The organism is Streptomyces sp. NPDC057307, assembly GCF_042667665.1.
Classification (GTDB): Bacteria; Actinomycetota; Actinomycetes; order Streptomycetales; family Streptomycetaceae; genus Streptomyces.
This window is the reverse complement of record NZ_JBHUZM010000041.1, coordinates 38,186-56,190: the sequence shown is the minus strand read 5'-3', so window position 1 is coordinate 56,190 and position 18,005 is coordinate 38,186. Positions and strand designations below refer to the sequence as shown.

At 70.0% G+C, this 18,005-nt stretch carries 15 protein-coding genes; 5 read left to right on the top strand and 10 right to left on the bottom strand.

What is annotated here, in order from left to right; all coding sequences use genetic code 11:
• Positions 1-83: 83 nt before the first annotated feature.
• Complete coding sequence (locus ACFUN8_RS17305) at positions 84-1,283, bottom strand: PucR family transcriptional regulator (RefSeq protein WP_383637593.1); 1,200 nt, start codon at positions 1,281-1,283, stop codon at positions 84-86.
• 216 nt (positions 1,284-1,499) lie between these two features.
• Here ACFUN8_RS17305 and ACFUN8_RS17300 point away from each other — a divergent pair, with 216 nt between their 5' ends.
• Genes ACFUN8_RS17300 through ACFUN8_RS17280 form a run of 5 tightly spaced genes read left to right on the top strand, consistent with a single transcriptional unit; the run spans position 1,500 to position 6,525 of the window.
• Positions 1,500-2,300, top strand: coding sequence for an ABC transporter ATP-binding protein (locus ACFUN8_RS17300; RefSeq protein WP_383637590.1), 801 nt, complete (start codon positions 1,500-1,502; stop codon positions 2,298-2,300).
• Positions 2,297-3,262 carry an ABC transporter ATP-binding protein gene (locus ACFUN8_RS17295; RefSeq protein WP_383637587.1) on the top strand — a complete coding sequence of 322 codons (966 nt, stop codon included), beginning with the start codon at positions 2,297-2,299 and terminating at the stop codon, positions 3,260-3,262. Before ACFUN8_RS17300 ends, ACFUN8_RS17295 begins: the two co-directional genes overlap by 4 nt.
• Entirely contained in the window at positions 3,259-4,149 is an 891-nt protein-coding gene (locus ACFUN8_RS17290) for a branched-chain amino acid ABC transporter permease (RefSeq protein ID WP_383637584.1), read from the top strand. Before ACFUN8_RS17295 ends, ACFUN8_RS17290 begins: the two co-directional genes overlap by 4 nt.
• Complete coding sequence (locus ACFUN8_RS17285) at positions 4,142-5,251, top strand: branched-chain amino acid ABC transporter permease (protein WP_383637581.1); 1,110 nt, start codon at positions 4,142-4,144, stop codon at positions 5,249-5,251. Before ACFUN8_RS17290 ends, ACFUN8_RS17285 begins: the two co-directional genes overlap by 8 nt.
• Entirely contained in the window at positions 5,248-6,525 is a 1,278-nt protein-coding gene (locus tag ACFUN8_RS17280) for an ABC transporter substrate-binding protein (RefSeq protein ID WP_383637578.1), read from the top strand. The genes ACFUN8_RS17285 and ACFUN8_RS17280 overlap by 4 nt, the downstream gene beginning before the upstream one ends.
• A gap of 120 nt (positions 6,526-6,645) precedes the next feature.
• Here ACFUN8_RS17280 and pssA read toward each other — a convergent pair whose 3' ends face one another.
• The 9 genes from pssA to ACFUN8_RS17235 all read right to left on the bottom strand — a co-directional run bounded on the left by pssA (position 6,646) and on the right by ACFUN8_RS17235 (position 17,587).
• Complete coding sequence (gene pssA, locus ACFUN8_RS17275) at positions 6,646-7,500, bottom strand: CDP-diacylglycerol--serine O-phosphatidyltransferase (RefSeq protein ID WP_383637575.1); 855 nt, start codon at positions 7,498-7,500, stop codon at positions 6,646-6,648.
• Positions 7,487-8,134: a phosphatidylserine decarboxylase gene (locus ACFUN8_RS17270; protein WP_383637572.1), complete on the bottom strand. Its 648-nt coding sequence runs from the start codon at positions 8,132-8,134 to the stop codon at positions 7,487-7,489. The genes pssA and ACFUN8_RS17270 overlap by 14 nt, the downstream gene beginning before the upstream one ends.
• 169 nt (positions 8,135-8,303) lie before the next feature.
• Positions 8,304-9,509: an acyl-CoA dehydrogenase family protein gene (locus tag ACFUN8_RS17265; RefSeq protein WP_383637569.1), complete on the bottom strand. Its 1,206-nt coding sequence runs from the start codon at positions 9,507-9,509 to the stop codon at positions 8,304-8,306.
• A 3-nt stretch (positions 9,510-9,512) separates the two neighbouring features.
• On the bottom strand, positions 9,513-10,031 hold the full coding sequence (locus ACFUN8_RS17260; RefSeq protein WP_383637566.1) for a MaoC family dehydratase: 519 nt from the start codon (positions 10,029-10,031) through the stop codon (positions 9,513-9,515).
• A gap of 3 nt (positions 10,032-10,034) precedes the next feature.
• On the bottom strand, positions 10,035-11,027 hold the full coding sequence (locus tag ACFUN8_RS17255) for an HpcH/HpaI aldolase/citrate lyase family protein (RefSeq protein WP_383637563.1): 993 nt from the start codon (positions 11,025-11,027) through the stop codon (positions 10,035-10,037).
• A complete protein-coding gene (locus ACFUN8_RS17250) occupies positions 11,024-13,057 on the bottom strand; it encodes a protein meaA (RefSeq protein WP_383637560.1) in 2,034 nt (677 codons plus the stop codon). Before ACFUN8_RS17250 ends, ACFUN8_RS17255 begins: the two co-directional genes overlap by 4 nt.
• A gap of 1 nt (position 13,058) precedes the next feature.
• Positions 13,059-14,396, bottom strand: a complete 1,338-nt coding sequence (gene ccrA / locus ACFUN8_RS17245) for a crotonyl-CoA carboxylase/reductase (protein ID WP_383637557.1) — start codon at positions 14,394-14,396, stop codon at positions 13,059-13,061.
• Positions 14,397-14,916: 520 nt separating this feature from the next.
• Positions 14,917-15,756, bottom strand: a complete 840-nt coding sequence (locus tag ACFUN8_RS17240) for a TetR family transcriptional regulator (RefSeq protein WP_383637554.1) — start codon at positions 15,754-15,756, stop codon at positions 14,917-14,919.
• A 40-nt stretch (positions 15,757-15,796) separates the two neighbouring features.
• Positions 15,797-17,587, bottom strand: coding sequence for a 3-hydroxyacyl-CoA dehydrogenase family protein (locus ACFUN8_RS17235; RefSeq protein WP_383637551.1), 1,791 nt, complete (start codon positions 17,585-17,587; stop codon positions 15,797-15,799).
• Positions 17,588-18,005 lie beyond the last annotated feature (418 nt).

Sequence of the window (18,005 nt, the reverse complement as noted above, 5' to 3'; positions counted from 1 at the left end):
GACGGGCTTCGTGCTGTGTCCTCAATCGCCGGACGGGCTGAATGCCCGTCCGGCGACCGAGGACACGACCGGGCGCCACCCCCTCACCCCGGCGTCAGCCGGAACGCGTCGAGGGCCAGCGTCATCTCGATCAGGTCCCGGGGGCGGGACAACGAGCGGGACGTCAGTTGCTCCAGGCGGCGCAGGCGGTTGAAGACCGTGTTGCGGTGGCAGTACAGGCGCGTCGCCGCGCGGCCCGCCGAGCCGCCGTACTCCAGCCACGCGTCCAGCGTCTCCAGCAGGATCGCGCGGTCCGCCGGGTCCAGGTCCAGCAGCGGGCCGAACACGTCCGCGATCAGCCGGGCCGCGAGTTCCGGCTGGCTCACCACCAGGGCTGTCGGGAGGCGTTCGTCCAGGCGGACGATGCTCGGAGCGTCCGGCGGGAGTGTACGCAGCGCCGTCTCCGCCAGCCGGCGCGCCCGGCCCAGCCCGGCCAGGCTGTCCACCACCGGGCTGATGCCACCGGGGCCCTGGCAGAGCCGTAACAGCAGCGCCGTCAGCTCCGTGAGACCCGTCTCCCCGTCGAGCGCGACCACCGCGATCTCGCAGTCCGTACGCATCCGCCAGAAGAAGCGCATCCCGTCCGCCACGGCCACCCGCTGGAACGGCTCCCGCCCGCTCTGCCGCTCCACCCGGACGACCACCACCACGTAACGCCCCTGCTCGGGCAGGTCGAGCCCGGCCGCCGCGCGGGCCGCGAGGCCCGGCGTCGAGCGGCCCTCCAACAGGGCGTCGAGGAGCGCCTGCACCCGTTCGTCGCTCCGCCGGTGCATCGACTGCTCCGTGCTGCGGTACGCCTCCGCGACCGTCGTCGCCTGCCGGTCCACCCCCGCCCACATGTGGGACGCGGTGTGCACGAGCATCGGCACGTCGTCGGGGTCCTTCTCGCCGACGATGCGCAGCAGTTCGTCCCACACCAGATAGCCGGCGTGCCGGTACGCGTGCAGCACCAGGTCCAGCGCCAGCCCCTGCTCCGCGCGCCGGCGTCCCAGCTCCTCCGCGTACGCCAGATCGCGGCGCGGGGCCGAACGCGGGGCGGCGATGGCCTCGATCCCGTACCGCATCGCCTCGTTGATCTGCCGCCAGTGTTCGTCGCGCGGCACGGCCGCCTCGAACTGCTCGGAGTGGTCGTCGAGTTCGTCCATCAGCTGGTCGGTCAGCGCCGGTACGCGTTCCAGCAGCGTCCGGGACGCGGTCACCAGGACCGACCACTCACGATCAGTGCGCGCTCTGCGGCCACCCATGGCTGGTGAGGATGCCACCGGGAGGCGCGGTACGACACCCCTTGTGCGCGTGCACAATCCGGCCACCGCACCGCTGGTCATCAGCAGCGATTCGGGCCCGCGCCGTGGACGGTGCCCCGGCCCGGTGCTGAGGTGTGCCTCCACGGCGTGTCAGGACGCAGGTCAGGACGGCCGAATGAAGCGGAATCAAGCGGAGCCGATCGCAGAGGAGAATGCATGGCCGCGCTCGAAGTGCGTGCCCTGTCCGTCGGTTACGGCCCGGTGCGCGCACTGCACGAGGTGTCCGTCGACGTACCGTCCGGCGGGATCACCGCGGTGCTCGGTGGCAACGGCGCGGGCAAGTCCACCCTGCTCAGGGCCATTTCCCGCACACTCGGCTTCCACCGGGGCACGGCCGGCGCCGGTACCGTCCACTTCGACGGCCGGTCCCTCGACGGGCTCGGCGCCGCCGGGGTCGTGGCGGCCGGAGTCGTCCAGGTCCCGGAAGGGCGGCAGGTGTTCGCCCGGATGACGGTGGCGGACAATCTGCGGGCCGGCGCACTCGGCGCGCGCGGCGGCCGCAAGCAGTACCTGGCCTCCCTCGCCGAGGTGCACGCGCTGTTCCCCGTACTCGCCGACCGCGCCGGCCAGCGCGCCGGACTGCTCTCCGGCGGCGAGCAGCAGATGCTCGCGCTCGGCCGGGGCCTGATGGCCCGCCCCCGGCTGCTCCTCCTGGACGAACCCTCCCTCGGGCTCGCCCCCCTGATGGCCGCCCGGATCGGCGAGACCATCCAGCAGATCAACTCCACAGGCACATCGGTCCTTCTTGTCGAACAGAACGCGTCCATGGCCCTGCGGCTGGCCTCCCGCGCGTACGTCCTTGAGGTCGGCGAGGTCACGCTCGAAGGGGACGCCGCCGAGCTGGCCGCCTCCGACGAGGTACGCCGCCGCTACCTCGGCGTCGTGGACGAGACGGCCGCCGAGGACGCGGGCCGGGCACAGGCGTCCGCCCCGGTGCTCCGGAGGTGGACCGCGTGACGGACTTCGAGGCGAGCCCGGCCGGCGCCGAAGGCCACGCGTCGGCCGGACATCCCGAACGGACGGTCGGCGGCACCGGGCAGGACCCGGGCAACACCGGGCCCGACCCCGGCGGCACCGGTCCGGCCCACAGCCCCCCACCACCCCTCACCGTCACCGACGTCACCGTCCGCTTCGCCGGGCTCACCGCCCTCGACGCCGTCTCCTTCACCGTCGAACCCGGCAGCGTCCACGCCGTCATCGGCCCCAACGGCGCCGGCAAGTCCACCTGTTTCAACGTTCTGTCCGGCGTCTACCGCGCCACCTCCGGCAGCGTCCGCCTCGGCGCGACCGAACTCACCGGCCTCGCCCCGCACCGCGTCGCCGCGCTCGGCGTCGCCCGCACCTTCCAGAACCTCGCGCTCCCGCCGCACGCCACCGTCGCCGACAGCATGCTGCTCGGCCGTCACCGCCTCACCCGCGCCGGCTTCCTCGCCACCGGCCTCCGTCTGCCGTCCGCCGCCCGCGAGGCACGCCGACACCGGGCCAGGGTCGGCGAGATAGCCGAGTTCGTGGGGCTGGCCGACGATCTGGACCGGCCGGCGGGCGCCCTCCCGTACGGCAAACAGAAGCTCGTCGAGCTGGGCCGCGCCCTGTGCATGGAGCCCACGGTGCTGCTCCTGGACGAACCCGTCGCCGGGATGACGGCCGACGAGCGGCGCCGTACGGCCGCCGTCGTGGCCGGTGTACGCGACAGCCTCGGCATCTCGATCGTGCTGGTCGAACACGACATGGGGGTGGTGATGCGGCTCGCCGACGCCGTGACCGTACTCGACTTCGGACGCCGGATCGCCGGCGGTACGCCCGCCCAGGTGCAGAGCGACCCGGCGGTCGTCCGCGCCTATCTCGGCGGGAGCGCCGATACCGCCGACACCATCGAGAGCGCCCCCAACAGCCCCAGCGGCGAGGAGGCCGCCTCATGACCACCTTCGTCGAACTCCTCCTCGGCGGGCTCTCGATGGGCTCCGTCTACGCCCTCATCGCCCTCGGCTTCGTCGTCATCTTCAAAGCCACCGAGGTCGTCAACTTCGCCCACGCCTCGCTCCTCCTCGCGGGCGGCTACGTCACCGCCGTACTCCACGACGACCTCGGCTTCTGGCCCGCGCTCGCCGTCGGCATCGCGGGCGCCGCCGTCGTCGGATCGGCCGTCGAGTACACCGTCATGCGGCGCTACCGCGGCTCCGACCACAGCGTCCTCGCGATCGTCACCATCGGCGTCGACATCCTCCTCACCACCGAACTCACCCGCCGCATCGGCACCGACGTCCTCGCGCTCGGCGACCCGTGGGGCGACAAGCTCCTCACCATCGGGGACATCACCATCGCCCAGACGCGGGTCGCGGCCTTCGTCGCGGCGGCGCTGCTGATCACCGCGTTCCTGCTCGCCTTCCGCTTCACCACCTGGGGCGTCGCGATGCGCGCGGCGGCCGAGAACCCCCAGACCGCGGCGCTCATGGGCGTACGCCTCGGCCGCGTCTCGCTCTCCGCCTGGGCGGTCGCGGGCTCGCTCGCCGCCGTCGCCGCGCTGTTCCTCACGGTCTTCCCGACCCCCGGCCTCGAACGCGCCACGTCCCTCGCCGCGCTCAAAGCCTTCCCCGCCGCGATACTCGGCGGCCTCGACTCCACGACCGGGGCGCTCGCCGGAGGACTCATCGTCGGCGTCACGGAGTCCTTCGCCACCGGCTACCAGAGCGATCTGACCTTCCTCGGACGCGGCTTCGGCGACCTCGCGCCGTATCTCGTGATGGTCGTGGTGCTGCTCATCCGGCCCGCCGGGCTGTTCGGTACGAAGGAGCTGGCCCGTGTCTGACCCGACCCACGCGGCCACCAAGGCCCCACCGCACCGCAGCCCCCGCGCGTACGCCTGGCTCGCCGGTTCCCTCCTGCTCCTCGCCCTGCCCTTCTACCTCGACCGCTTCTGGCTCCAGGCCGGTCTCTTCGCCATGGCCGCCGCCATCGGCGCCATCGGCCTCAACCTCCTCACCGGCGCCACCGGCCAGCTCTCCATGGGCCACTCCTTCTTCCTCGCCGTCGGCGCCTACGGCTACTGCGTCTTCGCCGGCGAGGGCGGCGAGAGCGGCGCGGAGAACGGCCGGCAGCTCACCGGACTCGGCCTGCCCACCTGGCTCGCCGTCGTACTCGCCGTACTCCTCGCGGGCGCCGCGGGCGGTCTCTTCAGCCCCATCGCCGGCCGGCTGCGCGGCGCCTACCTCGGCATCGCGACCCTCGCGCTGATCTTCATCGGGCAGCACGTCCTCTTCAACGCCGGAGATCTGACCGGCGGGTTCAACGGCCGCGACGTCCCCGTACTCTCCCTCTTCGGCTTCGACTTCGACGACACCGAGGTCGTGATCGCCGCGGTCCCCTTCGGCTCGTCGGAGAAGCTCTGGTACGCGGGCCTGTTCGCCCTCCTCGTCGGCGGACTCTTCGCCCGCGGCGTGCTGCGCGGCAGGCCGGGCCGGGCCATGAACGCGATCCGCGACCACCGCGTCGCCGCCGGTGTGATGGGCGTGCCGGTCGCCCGCTACCGGGCCGCCGTGTTCGTCCTCTCCTCGATGTACGCGGGGCTGGCCGGCGTACTGATCGCGCTGATCTTCCAACGGACCGTGCCCGACTACTTCGGCATGATCCTGGCCCTCGAATATCTCGCCATGATCGTCATCGGCGGTCTGGGCACGGTCGCCGGAGCCGTCGTCGGCGCGGCCTTCGTCGCCCTGCTGCCCCAGCTCCTCACCCACTACAGCGACTCGCTGCCGCTGGTCGCCGACCCCGGTTCGGGCGGCGTCACACCGGGCGAGGCGTCCCGCTATCTGTACGGCGCCGCGATCGTCGCGGTGGTGCTCTTCCTGCCCGGCGGACTCACCCGCCTGTCAGTTCCGACGGTTCGACGGTTCTCACGGGAGAAGTCATGAAGCGACGCGCACATCACACGAAGGCACCCAGGAGCGGCGCGGCGCTGCTGGTCGTACTCGCCCTCGCGCTCGCCGGGTGCAGCGGCAAGGCCACGGAGGGGGACGACAAGGGTGAGGACGCCGGGGGAGTGAAGACCGGGCAGGGCGTCAGCGACAAGACGATCTCGCTCGGCGTACTCACCGACATGACCGGCGTCTACGCCTCCCTCGGCAAGAGCGTCACCCAGGCCCAGCAGCTGTGGGCGGACCAGACGAACAAGGCGGGCGGTATCTGCGGCCGTGACATCGAGCTGACCGTACGCGACCACGGCTACGACCCGCAGAAGGCCGTCGCCGCCTACACGGAGCTGGAGCCGGACGTGCTCGGCTTCGCCCAGTTCATCGGCTCACCCTTCGTCGCCGCCGTCGAGAAGCGCATCGACGGCCAGGACAAGGGCCTGGTGCTGCCGCAGGCGTGGTCGGCCAATCTGCTCGGCAGCCCGTACGTACGGGTCGTCGGCGCCACGTACGACATCGAGACCATCAACGCCATCGACTACCTCCTCACCAACAAGCGCATCACCAAGGGCGACAAGATCGGCCATGTGTACTTCGAGGGCGACTACGGCGAGAACGCCCTCGTCGGCTCCGAGTACGCGGCCGAGCAGGCCGGTCTCACGGTCGTCGAGCAGAAGATCAGGCCCACCGACAACGACATGTCCGCGCAGGTCGCCGCGCTCAAGAAGGCCGGGGTCAAGGCCGTCGTCATCAGCGCCGGACCGCGCCAGGCGGCCTCCCTGGTGGGCGTGGCGGCGGCGGGCGGGTTCAATGTGCCGGTCGTCGGCAACAACTCGGCGTTCGCGCCGCAGCTGCTCGCCACGGCGGCGGGCCCGGCGCTGATGAAGGACTACTACGTCGCCTCCTCCACCCTGCCCATCGGCTCGGCCGAGCCGGCGCCGAAGAAGCTGGCCACGGAGTACGCGGCGGCCTACCCGGACGACGGTCTCGACAACGGCGTCGTGTCCGGCTGGACGGCCGCCTCGCTCTACGGCGAGCTGCTGAAGAAGGCGTGCGAGAACAAGGACCTCACCCGCGCGGGTGTGGACAAGGCGCTCCTGGGGCTCGACGCGTTCTCCACCGGCTTCGGGATCACCCACGACTTCTCGGACCCGGCGGCCCCCTCCACCCGGCAGTCCGTGATCATGAAGCCGGACTCGAAGGTGCCCGGCGGTCTGAAGGTCGTCCAGGAGGCGCAGGTGGCGAAGCCCGCGGAGTCGTTCACCTTCGGCGACTGACCGGTCACCGCGCACACGGACCGGTCACGGTCACCGCACACACGGAACAGTCACCGCGCATACGGGAAGGGCCCGGACGCCGCACGCGTCCGGGCCCTTCCGATGTATCGGTACGTACCGCTACGGCAGCTGCGCCGCCCGCGCCTCACGGCGGTTGTCACGGAACGTGTTCACCCGTCGCGCCGTGGCGAAGAGCGGAATCACCGCGCCCGTCACCACCTGGAGCGCGCAGCCCGTCTGGAGCAGCAGCTGACCACCGGGCGCGTCGAACGCCCAGGCCGCGAGCAGCCCCATCGCGGCCACGATCCAGCTGAGCATCGCCACCGCGAGGACACCTCGTGGCTTCGGATACTCGACCCGGCTCACCATCAGCCACGCCACACCGAAGATGGCGAGCAGCGTCGGCACGAAGGGCAGCTCCAGGAGCACGATCGAGACGACCGTGAGCGCGCCGAAGGGGCTCGGCATGCCCTGGAACATGCCGTCCTTCAGCGTCACGCAGGAGAATCTCGCGAGCCGCAGGACCACCGCCAGAAGCACCACGATCGCCGCCAGCGCGGACACCCGCTGATGCGCGTCGTCGGCGACCATGCCGTAGACGAGCACGAAGTACGCGGGCGCCAGGCCGAAGCTGATGAGGTCGGAGAGGTTGTCCAGCTCCGCACCCATCGGGGAGCTGCGCAGCTTGCGCGCCACGAGGCCGTCGAACAGGTCGAAGACCGCCGCGCACAGCATGAGGATCACGGCGGTGGCCGCGGAGTGCCGCGCCATGCCGGATTCTTCGCTGCCCGTGAGGTGCGGGATCAGAATGCCGGTGGTGGTGAAGTACACGGCCATGAAGCCACAGGTGGCGTTGCCGAGGGTGAGGGTGTCCGCTATCGACAGCCGCATGGACAGCGGCATGTCTTCGGCTTCGTCCTCCTCCTCGGCGTCCGTGGCCCAGCCGGCCTGTGTGTCGGGATCAATCACGGTCAATTCGAGTCACCCCTGCGGTCGTGGTCTGGCCGACCTCGACAGCGACCTCGACACCTTCCGGAAGGTAGATGTCGACGCGCGAGCCGAAGCGGATCAGGCCGATGCGCTCGCCTTGCTCCAGCTTGGTCCCCTGCGGTACGTACGGCACGATCCGCCGGGCCACGGCGCCGGCGATCTGCACCATCTCGATGTCGCCCAGTTCGGTGTCGAAGTGCCAGACAACGCGCTCGTTGTTCTCGCTCTCCTTGTTGAACGCGGGGACGAAACCGCCGGGGATGTGCTCCACGGACGTCACCGTGCCCGCGAGGGGGGCGCGGTTGACGTGGACGTTCAGCGGGCTCATGAAGATCGCGACGCGGGTGCGCCCGTCCTTCCACGGCATGATGCTCTGCACCACTCCGTCGGCCGGTGAGATGACCCGGCCCTGTGTGATCTCTCGCTCGGGGTCGCGGAAGAACCACAGCATGCCCGCCGCGAGAGCGGTGGCGGGCACGGCGAGGACGGCGGCGCGCTTCGAGCGGCGCGCGCGGACCAGACTGAGTGCTGCGGTGGCGACGGTCGGCAGAAGCCACGGCGATGCTCCGCGCGCGAGGCGGACGCTGCCGCGTGGTGCGGAGGTTTGGCTGTGGGGCATGAATGACCTTCGTAGCGGATGGAGCCGCACGGGCAACGGGGGACGGCGGCTTTCCGTCGATGGTATCGGTTGCCGGGTGCAACTGGGCAATGCAGAAGCCGAGTCGGCGGCCGGAAGACGATGACGCGGTGTGATGTCGTGTGCGGTCAAATGGGACCATAGGCCGCGATCAACCCTGGAATCGGTACTCCTCCAGCAGTCGGCGGCCAATGATCATTTTCTGGATCTCGGCGGTACCCTCGCCGATCAGCAGCATCGGCGCCTCGCGGTAGAGGCGCTCGATCTCGTACTCCTTGGAGAAGCCGTAACCGCCATGGATACGGAAGGCGTCCTCGACGACTTCCTTGCAGTATTCGGAGGCGAGGTACTTCGCCATCCCTGCCTCCAGGTCGTTTCGTTCCCCGGAGTCCTTTTTGCGTGCCGCATTCACCATCATCGCATGCGCCGCTTCGACCTTGGTGGCCATTTCGGCCAGCTTGAACTGGATTGCCTGGTGCTGGGCGATCGGTTTGCCGAAAGTCTGACGCTGCTGGGCGTACGAGACGCCGAGCTCGAAGGCGCGTTGTGCGACGCCACAGCCACGCGCGGCGACATTGACCCGGCCGACCTCGACGCCGTCCATCATTTGGTAAAACCCTCGGCCGGTGGCGCCGCCGAGGACCCGATTGGCCGGAATGCGTAGTCCGTCCATGATCAACTCGGTGGTGTCGACGCCCTTGTAGCCCATCTTGTCGATCTTGCCGGGGATGGTGAGACCGGGCCGTACCTCACCGAAACCGGGCTCCTTCTCGACCAGGAACGTGGTCATCGACCTGTGCCGGGCCGTGCCCTCGGGGTGGCCTTCGTCACTGCGGCACAGCACGGCGACGAGCGTGGACGTGCCGCCGTTCGTCAACCACATCTTCTGGCCGTCGAGTACGTAGTCGTCGCCGTCCTTGACGCCCTTCGACGTGATCGCCGACACGTCCGAGCCGAGCCCCGGCTCGGACATCGAGAACGCGCCACGCACCTCGCCGGCCGCCATGCGCGGCAGGAAGGTGTCCTTCTGCTCCTGGGTGCCGTGCTGCTTGAGCATGTAGGCCACGATGAAATGCGTGTTGATGATGCCCGAGACGGACATCCAGCCGCGGGCGATCTCCTCCACGCAGAGCGCGTACGTGAGCAGCGACTCGCCCAGACCGCCGTACTCCTCGGGGATCATCAGCCCGAACAGGCCGAGTTCCTTGAGCCCTTCGACGATCCGGGTCGGGTACTCGTCGCGGTGCTCCAGTTCCGTGGCCACCGGCAGGATCTCTTTGTCGACGAAGTCCCTTACCGTGGAAAGGATCTCCCGCTGAATGTCGGTCAGGTCCGCGGTCTGGGCGAGACGGCTCATGGGTCAGATCTCCTTCGTCGTGGGCATCGGCTCGGGGCGGCCGGGCTGTTCGCCGCCGCGCGCCTCGACATAGGTCGCGGTCGGCACCATCACCTTGCGGCGGAACACACACACGACCGTGCCGTCCTGCTTGTAGCCGGTGGTCTCGACATATACGACTCCCCGGTCGTCCTTCGACCGCGACGGTGTCTTGTCCAGGACGACCGTCTCGCCGTACAGCGTGTCGCCGTGAAAGGTCGGCGCGATGTGCCGCAGCGACTCGACCTCCAGATTGGCGATGGCCTTTCCGGAGACGTCGGGCACCGACATCCCGAGCAGCAGCGAATAGATGTAATTGCCCACCACCACATTCCTGCCGAAGTCGGTGGTCTTCTCGGCGTAGTTGCTGTCGAGATGGAGCGGATGGTGGTTCATGGTGAGCAGACAGAACAGGTGGTCGTCGTACTCGGTGACGGTCTTGCCCGGCCAGTGCTTGTAGACGGCCCCGACCTCGAACTCCTCAAAGGTGCGTCCGAATCGCATCTCTCACGCCTCCGGGGCTTCGAACGTCGAGGTCCTTCGCAGACCGGCCGCCCGGCCCTTGCCCGAGACGACCAGCGCCATCTTGCGGCTCGCCTCGTCGATCATCTCGTCGCCGAGCATCGCCGACCCCTTCTTGCCGCCGGCCTCGGACGTCGCGTAGTCGTACGCGTCGAGGATCAGCTCCGCGTGGTCGTAGTCCTCCTGCGACGGCGAGAAGATCTCGTTCGCGGCGTCGATCTGGCCGGGGTGCAGCACCCACTTGCCGTCGAAACCGAGCGCCGCGGCACGGCCCGCCACCTCACGGAACGCGTCCACGTCCCGGATCTGGAGGAACGGCCCGTCGATCGCCTGGAGATCGTGCGTACGGGCCGCCATCAGGATCCGCATCAGGATGTAGTGGTACGCGTCGGCGCCGTAACCGGGCGGCTGCTGGCCGACCACCAGCGTCTTCATGTTGATCGACGCCATGAAGTCGGCGGGGCCGAACACGATGGTCTCCAGCCGCGGCGACGAGGCCGCGATCTCGTCCACGTTCACCAGGCCCTTGGCGTTCTCGATCTGCGCCTCGATACCGATCCGGCCGACCTCGAAGCCCATCGTCTTCTCGATCTGGGTGAGCAGCAGGTCGAGCGTCACCACCTGCTGCGCGTCCTGGACCTTGGGCAGCATGAGGCAGTCGAGGTTGTGGCCGGCGCCCTCGACGACCGTGATGACGTCGCGGTACGTCCAGTGCGTCGTCCAGTCGTTGACGCGTACGACCCGGGTCTTGCCCGTCCAGTCACCCTTGTTCAGCGCGTCGACGACGGTGTGCCGGGCGCCCTCCTTGGCGAGCGGCGCGCAGGCGTCCTCCAGGTCGAGGAAGACCTGGTCGGCGGGGAGTCCCTGGGCCTTCTCCAGGAAGCGCGGGTTCGAGCCGGGAACCGCCAGGCACGACCGGCGCGGCCGGAGCCTGTTCGCGGGCGTTTCCGGCGCGGCTGACTGCGGCGACGTGGTCATGTGGAGACCTCCAGGGGGTCGAGCTTGTTGGCGTGACGGATCTCGTCGACGATACGACCGATGATCTCGGTGATCCCGAAGTCCTTCGGGGTGAAGACGGCGGCCACTCCGGCGGCCCGCAGCGCCGCCGCGTCGGCGCTCGGGATGATCCCGCCGACGATCACCGGGATGTCCCCGGCCCCCGCCTCCCGCAGCCGGCCCAGTACGTCCGGCACCAGCGCGGCGTGCGAGCCGGACAGGATCGACAGGCCGACGCAGTGCACGTCCTCGGCGACGGCGGCGTTCACGATCTGTTCGGGCGTCAGCCTGATGCCCTGGTAGACCACCTCGAACCCGGCGTCCCGGGCGCGTACGGCGATCTGTTCGGCCCCGTTGGAGTGCCCGTCCAGCCCCGGCTTGCCCACCAGCAGCCGCAGCCGCCCCGAGCCCAGTTCGGCGGCTGTCCGGTCCACCTTGCTCCGTACGGCGGCGAGCGGTGTCCCCGCCTCGGCGGCGACCGCGACCGGCGCGCCGCCCACCCCCGTCGGCGCGCGGAACTCGCCGAAGACGTCCCGCAGCGCGAAGGACCACTCGCCGGTCGTCACCCCGGCCCGCGCGCACTCCACGGTGGCCGCCATCAGATTGTCGGTGCCGGCCGCGGCCCGCTTCAGGGCGGCCAGCGACGCGCTCGCCCGCGTGTCGTCGCGGTCCGCCCGCCACTCCCGCAGCGCGGCCACCACCCGCGCCTCGTTCGCCGGATCGACCGTCATGATCGCGGTGTCCAGATCGGCGGTCAGCGGATTGGGCTCGGTCGACTCGAAGCAGTTGACGCCGACGATCCTGTCCTCGCCCGACTCGATCCGGGCCCGGTGCTCGGCGTGCGAGGAGACCAGCCGCGACTTCAGATAGCCGGACTCGACGGCCGCCATCGCGCCGCCCATCTTCTCGATCCGGTCCATCTCCGCCAGCGAGTCCGTGACGAGCGACGCCACCTTCGCCTCCACGACGTGCGACCCGGCGAAGATGTCCTCGTACTCCAACAGGTCGCTCTCCAGGGCGAGTACCTGCTGCATCCGCAGCGACCACTGCTGGTCCCACGGCCGGGGGAGCCCCAACGCCTCGTTCCACGCCGGGAGTTGTACGGCGCGGGCCCGCGCGTCCTTGGAGAGCGTCACGCCCAGCATCTCCAGCACGATGCGCTGGACGTTGTTCTCCGGCTGCGCCTCCGTCAGACCGAGGGAGTTGACCTGGACGCCGTAGCGGAAGCGCCGCTGCTTCTCGTCTCCGACGCCGTACCGCTCACGGGTGACCTGGTCCCAGATGCGGCCGAAGGCGCGCATCTTGCACATCTCCTCGATGAAGCGCACCCCGGCGTTCACGAAGAACGAGATACGGCCGACGACATCGCCGAACCGTGCCGCCGGGACCTGCCCGCTGTCGCGCACCGCGTCCAGTACGGCGATCGCCGTCGACATCGCGTACGCGATCTCCTGGACCGGGGTGGCCCCCGCCTCCTGGAGGTGGTAGCTGCAGATGTTGATCGGGTTCCACCTGGGGATGTGCGCCACCGTGTACGTGATCATGTCGGTGGTCAGCCGCAGCGAGGGCACCGGCGGGAAGACATGCGTCCCGCGCGACAGGTACTCCTTCACGATGTCGTTCTGCGTCGTCCCCTGCAGCAGATCGCGGTCCGCGCCCTGCTCCTCGGCGACCACCTGGTAGAGCGCCAGCAGCCACATGGCCGTGGCGTTGATGGTCATCGAGGTGTTCATCCGGTCGAGCGGGATGTCCTGGAACAGCCGCCGCATGTCGCCGAGATGGGAGACGGGCACGCCGACCCGGCCGACCTCGCCGCGCGCGAGGACGTGGTCGGGGTCGTAACCCGTCTGCGTCGGCAGGTCGAAGGCGACGGAGAGACCCGTCTGGCCCTTGGCGAGGTTGTTGCGGTACAGCGCGTTCGACGCCTCGGCGGTCGAGTGGCCCGCGTACGTCCGCATGAGCCACGGCCGGTCCTTGGGGCCCCTGCCGCCGCCGGTCTCCGCTTCCGGCATGTCACACGTCCCGGAAGCGGTTGATGGCGTCGATGTGCTGCGCGCGGGTCTCCGGGTCGCTGACACCGAGCCCCTCGCGGGGCGCCAGCGCGAGCACGCCGACCTTCCCCTGGTGCCGGTTGCTGTGCACGTCGTACGCGGCCTGGCCGGTCTCCTCCAAGGGGTACACCTTGGACAGCGTCGGGTGGATCTTGCCCTTGCCGACGAGCCGGTTGGCCTCCCACGCCTCGCGGTAGTTGGCGAAGTGCGAGCCGATGATCCGCTTCAGCGACATCCACAGATAGCGGTTGTCGTACTCGTGGGTGTAGCCGGACGTCGAGGCGCAGGTGACGATCGTGCCGCCCTTGCGGGTGACGTACACGCTGGCGCCGAAGGTCTCGCGGCCCGGGTGCTCGAAGACGATGTCGACGTCCTCACCGCCGGTCAGTTCGCGGATGCGCTTGCCGAACCGCTTCCACTCGCGCGGGTCCTGATGGTGTTCGTCCCGCCAGAACCGGTAGTCGTCGGCGGTGCGGTCGATGATCGCCTCGGCGCCCATGCGCCGGCAGATCTCCGCCTTGTGGTCGCTGGAGACGACACAGACCGGGTTGGCGCCGCCGGCGAGCGCGAACTGGGTGGCGTACGAGCCGAGTCCGCCGCTCGCCCCCCAGATCAGCACGTTGTCGCCCTGCTTCATCCCGGCGCCGTTGCGCGACACCAACTGGCGGTACGCGGTGGAGTTGACCAGGCCGGGGGCGGCGGCCTCCTCCCAGCTCAGGTGCGCGGCCTTGGGCATCAGCTGGTTGGACTTGACGAGCGCGATCTCGGCCAGGCCGCCGAAGTTGGTCTCGAAGCCCCAGATGCGCTGCTCGGGGTCGAGCATCGTGTCGTTGTGCCCGTCCGAACTCTCCAACTCCACGGAGAGACAGTGCGCGACGACCTCGTCGCCCGGGTGCCAGGTGTTCACGCCGGGTCCGGTGCGCAGCACCACCCCGGCCAGGTCGGAGCCGATGACGTGGTACGGCAGGTCATGACGGTTCGACAGCTCGCTGAGCTTCCCGTAGCGCTCCAGGAAACCGAAGGTCGACATCGGCTCGAAGATCGAGGTCCAGACGGAGTTGTAGTTGACCGAGCTGGCCATGACCGCCACCAGGGCCTCACCGGGGCCGAGTTCGGGCACCGGCACGTCGTCGAGGTGGAGTGACTTGCGCGGGTCCTTCTCGTGGGAGTCGAGACCGGCGAACATCTCGGTCTCGTCCTTGTGCACGGTCACCGCGCGGTACGTCTCGGGCATGGGCAGTGCGGCGAAGTCGGCGGACGTGCTGTCCGGCGACTGGATGGCGTCCAGGATGTCCTTCACGGTGTGGCCTCCGGCGAAGCGTGTTGCGGGAACGCTGAACAGGTCCCTGAGGGATGGGACGAGGGGTCGCGCTGTGCGCGTGGTGCGAGGGAGGTGTGCCGTCGGTTCGGCGCGTGGTTCGACGCGGGGTGGTGCGTGGTGACGCCGGGTGGGCGTGCGGAATGCCTGTGACGCAGGCGTCCGGGCACACAGGCCGGGGGGCTTGCGGGGACAGCCGGCGTACGAGAGGTCTCGGTACGCCGGCCGCCCGGACACCCACAACATATGGCACGCCGTGTCATAGGACAAGGCACTGCGTGCCAAGAATTGGTCTCAGTTGTCATCCGTGAGGCACGCATGAGCACCATCGGTCCACTCTGTGAGGTGAAATGTCACCATAAGTGGCTGATTGGCGGCGGGGTGTCTCAGTAGAGGCGTGTCACCGAGGGCATCTCGCACGAGCCGTGTTACCGGCGCGGATGCCGGAGCCGCTGCCGGGGTGGTCGCCGGAGCCGCCGCGGGAGCGGTTGGGGGAGACGCGTCACGCGTCCTTGAGTGCCCGCTTGATCGTGCGCATGACCTCGTCCAGCGGCGCGTCGGTACGGGCGACCGCCACCAGGACCTCGCCGCTGGTGCTCACCGTGGCCGCCGGCCGCTCGCCGCCGCCCATGGTCCGGCCGGCGCCGATGCCCGAGCCGAACGTGTCACGGACGATCGCGAAGGCGTGGTCGAGCTGTGTCTCCACATCACCCCGGCCGTCGGCGCGCAGCCACCGCCGCAGCACATGGTTGTGCGCGGTGACGACGGCGGACGCGGCCACCTCGGCGAGCAGCGGGTCGTCGTTGCCGTCCGGGTGGTCGTGCTCGTCGAAGTGGCCCAGCAGATAGCGCGTGAAGAGGCGTTCGTAGCGGGCCACCGAGGCGATCTCGGCCTCGCGCAGCGTGGGCACCTCACGGGTGAGCTGGTAGCGCGCCACGGACAGCGTCGGCGAAGCCGCGTACATCCGCATGACTTCCTTGATGCCCCGGCACACGGTGTCGAGCGGATGCTCGTGCGCGGGCGCCGCGTTCAGGACGGCCTCCGCGCGGACGAGGGTGTCGTCGTGGTCGGGGAAGATCGCCTCTTCCTTGGAACGGAAGTGCCGGAAGAACGTCCGCCGCGCGACCCCGGCCGCCGCCGCGATCTCGTCGACGGTCGTCGCCTCGTACCCCTTGGTCGAGAACAACTCCATCGCCGCCGCCGACAGTTCCCGGCGCATCTTGAGCCGCTGCGCCGCCGCACGGCCGCCGGCGGCGCTCTCCGGCGCGTCGGTCGTCGGGTTCGTACGGGCGGGCCGTCGGGCGGAGTCAGCGGGCTGAGCCATGCCCCGAACGTACTGCATCCGTGCAGGAGAGCGCGCCTGCGGGGGCGGCTCCGAGGCCCTATCGCCGGGCCGCGTATTCACGGAAGCCGCGCCCCGTCTTACGGCCCAGGCAGCCCGCCGCCACCAGGTGTTCCAGCAACGGCGCCGGCGCCAGCCCCGGGTCGCGGAACTCGCGGTGCAGAACCCGCTCGATGGCCAGCGAGACGTCCAGACCGACCACGTCCAGCAGCTCGAACGGCCCCATCGGATAGCCGCCGCCCAGCTTCATCGCCGCGTCGATGTCGTCCAGCGTCGCGTAGTGCTCCTGCACCATCTTGACCGCGTTGTTCAGATACGGGAACAGCAGCGCGTTCACGATGAACCCGGCCCGGTCGCCGCAGTCCACCGGGTGCTTGCGGATCGTCGCGCACACCTCGCGGACCGTCGCGTGGACGTCGTCCGAGGTGAGGACGGTACGGACCACCTCGACCAGCTTCATCGCGGGAGCCGGGTTGAAGAAGTGCATGCCGACGACGTCCTGCGGACGCGTGGTGGCGCGGGCGCAGGCCACGACCGGCAGCGACGACGTCGTGGTGGCCAGCACGGCGCCCGGCTTGCAGACCTTGTCGAGCGTCGCGAACAGCTGCCGCTTGACCTCCAGGTCCTCGGCCACGGCCTCGACGGCGAGATCCACGTCGTCGAACGCGTCCAGCGACGCGGCCGGCGTGATCCGCGCCAGGGCGTCGTCGCGCGCCTCCCCGGTCAGCCGCCCCTTGTCGACGGAACGGCCCAGGGACTTGGCCACCCGCGCCTTGGCCGCGTCCGCCTTCTCCTGGCTGCGGGCCGCGAGCACCACGACGTAACCCGCCTTGGCGAAGACCTCGGCGATACCGCTCGCCATCGTTCCCGAGCCGGCGACGCCGACCGAGCGGACGGCAGGCCGGTCGCCGCGCGCCACGCTCGCCCTGTCCAGCGGGGTCAGCGCGTCACGCACCACCGTGCCGCTGCCCGGCGCCTCGTACGTGTAGAAGCCGCGCCCCGACTTACGGCCGGTCAGCCCGGCCTCGCTGAGCTGCCTGAGGACCGGCGCCGGGGCGTGCAGCCGGTCGCGCGACGCGGCGTACATGGCCTCCAGGACCGTACGGGCGGTGTCGACGCCGATCAGGTCGAGCAGCGCCAGCGGACCCATCGGCAGACCGCAGCCGAGGCGCATCGCGGCGTCGATGTCCTCGCGCGTCGCGTACTTGGCCTCGTACATCGCGGCGGCCTGGTTCAGATAGCCGAAGAGCAGCCCGTCGGCGACGAAACCGGGCCGGTCGCCCACCGCGACGGGCTCCTTGCCCAGCTCGCGCGCCAGCGCGGTGACGGCGGTGACGGCCGCCGGCGCGGTCAGCACCGACGACACGACCTCGACCAGCTTCATCGCGGGGGCGGGGTTGAAGAAGTGCATGCCGAGCACCCGCTCGGGGTGCGAGGAGTCGGCGGCGAGCCGGGTCACCGACAGGGCGTTCGTGCCGGTGGCCAGGATGGTGGCGGGGCCGACGATCCCGTCCAGCGCCCGGAAGACCTGCTGCTTGATCTCGTAAGACTCCGGGACGACCTCGATGACGAGATCGGCCTCGGCGGCGGCCTGGAGATCGGTGAAGGTACGGAACCGGGCGAGCATGCCGCGCCGCTCCTCCTCGGTGATCCGCCCGCGCTCCACGGCGCGCGCGGTGGACGCTTCGAGCGCCGCGACCGACTGGGCGGTGGCGATCTCGTCGATGTCGATGCCGATGACCTCGCGGCCGGCATGGGCGAGGACCTCGGCGATACCGGTCCCCATCGTGCCGAGACCGACGACGGCGATGGTGGAGAGAGGGATGTCCATCACGGGACTCCAGGGGTGAGTGACGACTGAAGAGGGGACAGATGCGCGACGGCCGAATGCCGGGGGCCGCGCGTGCGTCGATGGCGTGGAGAGTCGACGGGGTGGCGAGTCGATGGCGTGGAGAGCTGAGAACTGGCGGACCCTGTCCCGGAGTCGCGCCGTGCGGTGCTGTCGCGCTGTGCTGTCGCACCGCGTGCTGTTGTCGAACCACGTGTTGCCGAACCGACGGGCACTCACGGTGGCTGCGTCACCAGGCCACCGGGAGCCGCGGGGGTTTCCCGCTCACTTGAGGTTAACCGGTGGGTAATGAGCGTGCCAGCCCTGGGGAGATGTGCGCTACGTCACCGGCGGAAACCAGCCGTTCCCGGCTCCGTTGGTCACGGAGAGCATCCTCGCGGACACACAGCGCGGATACTCT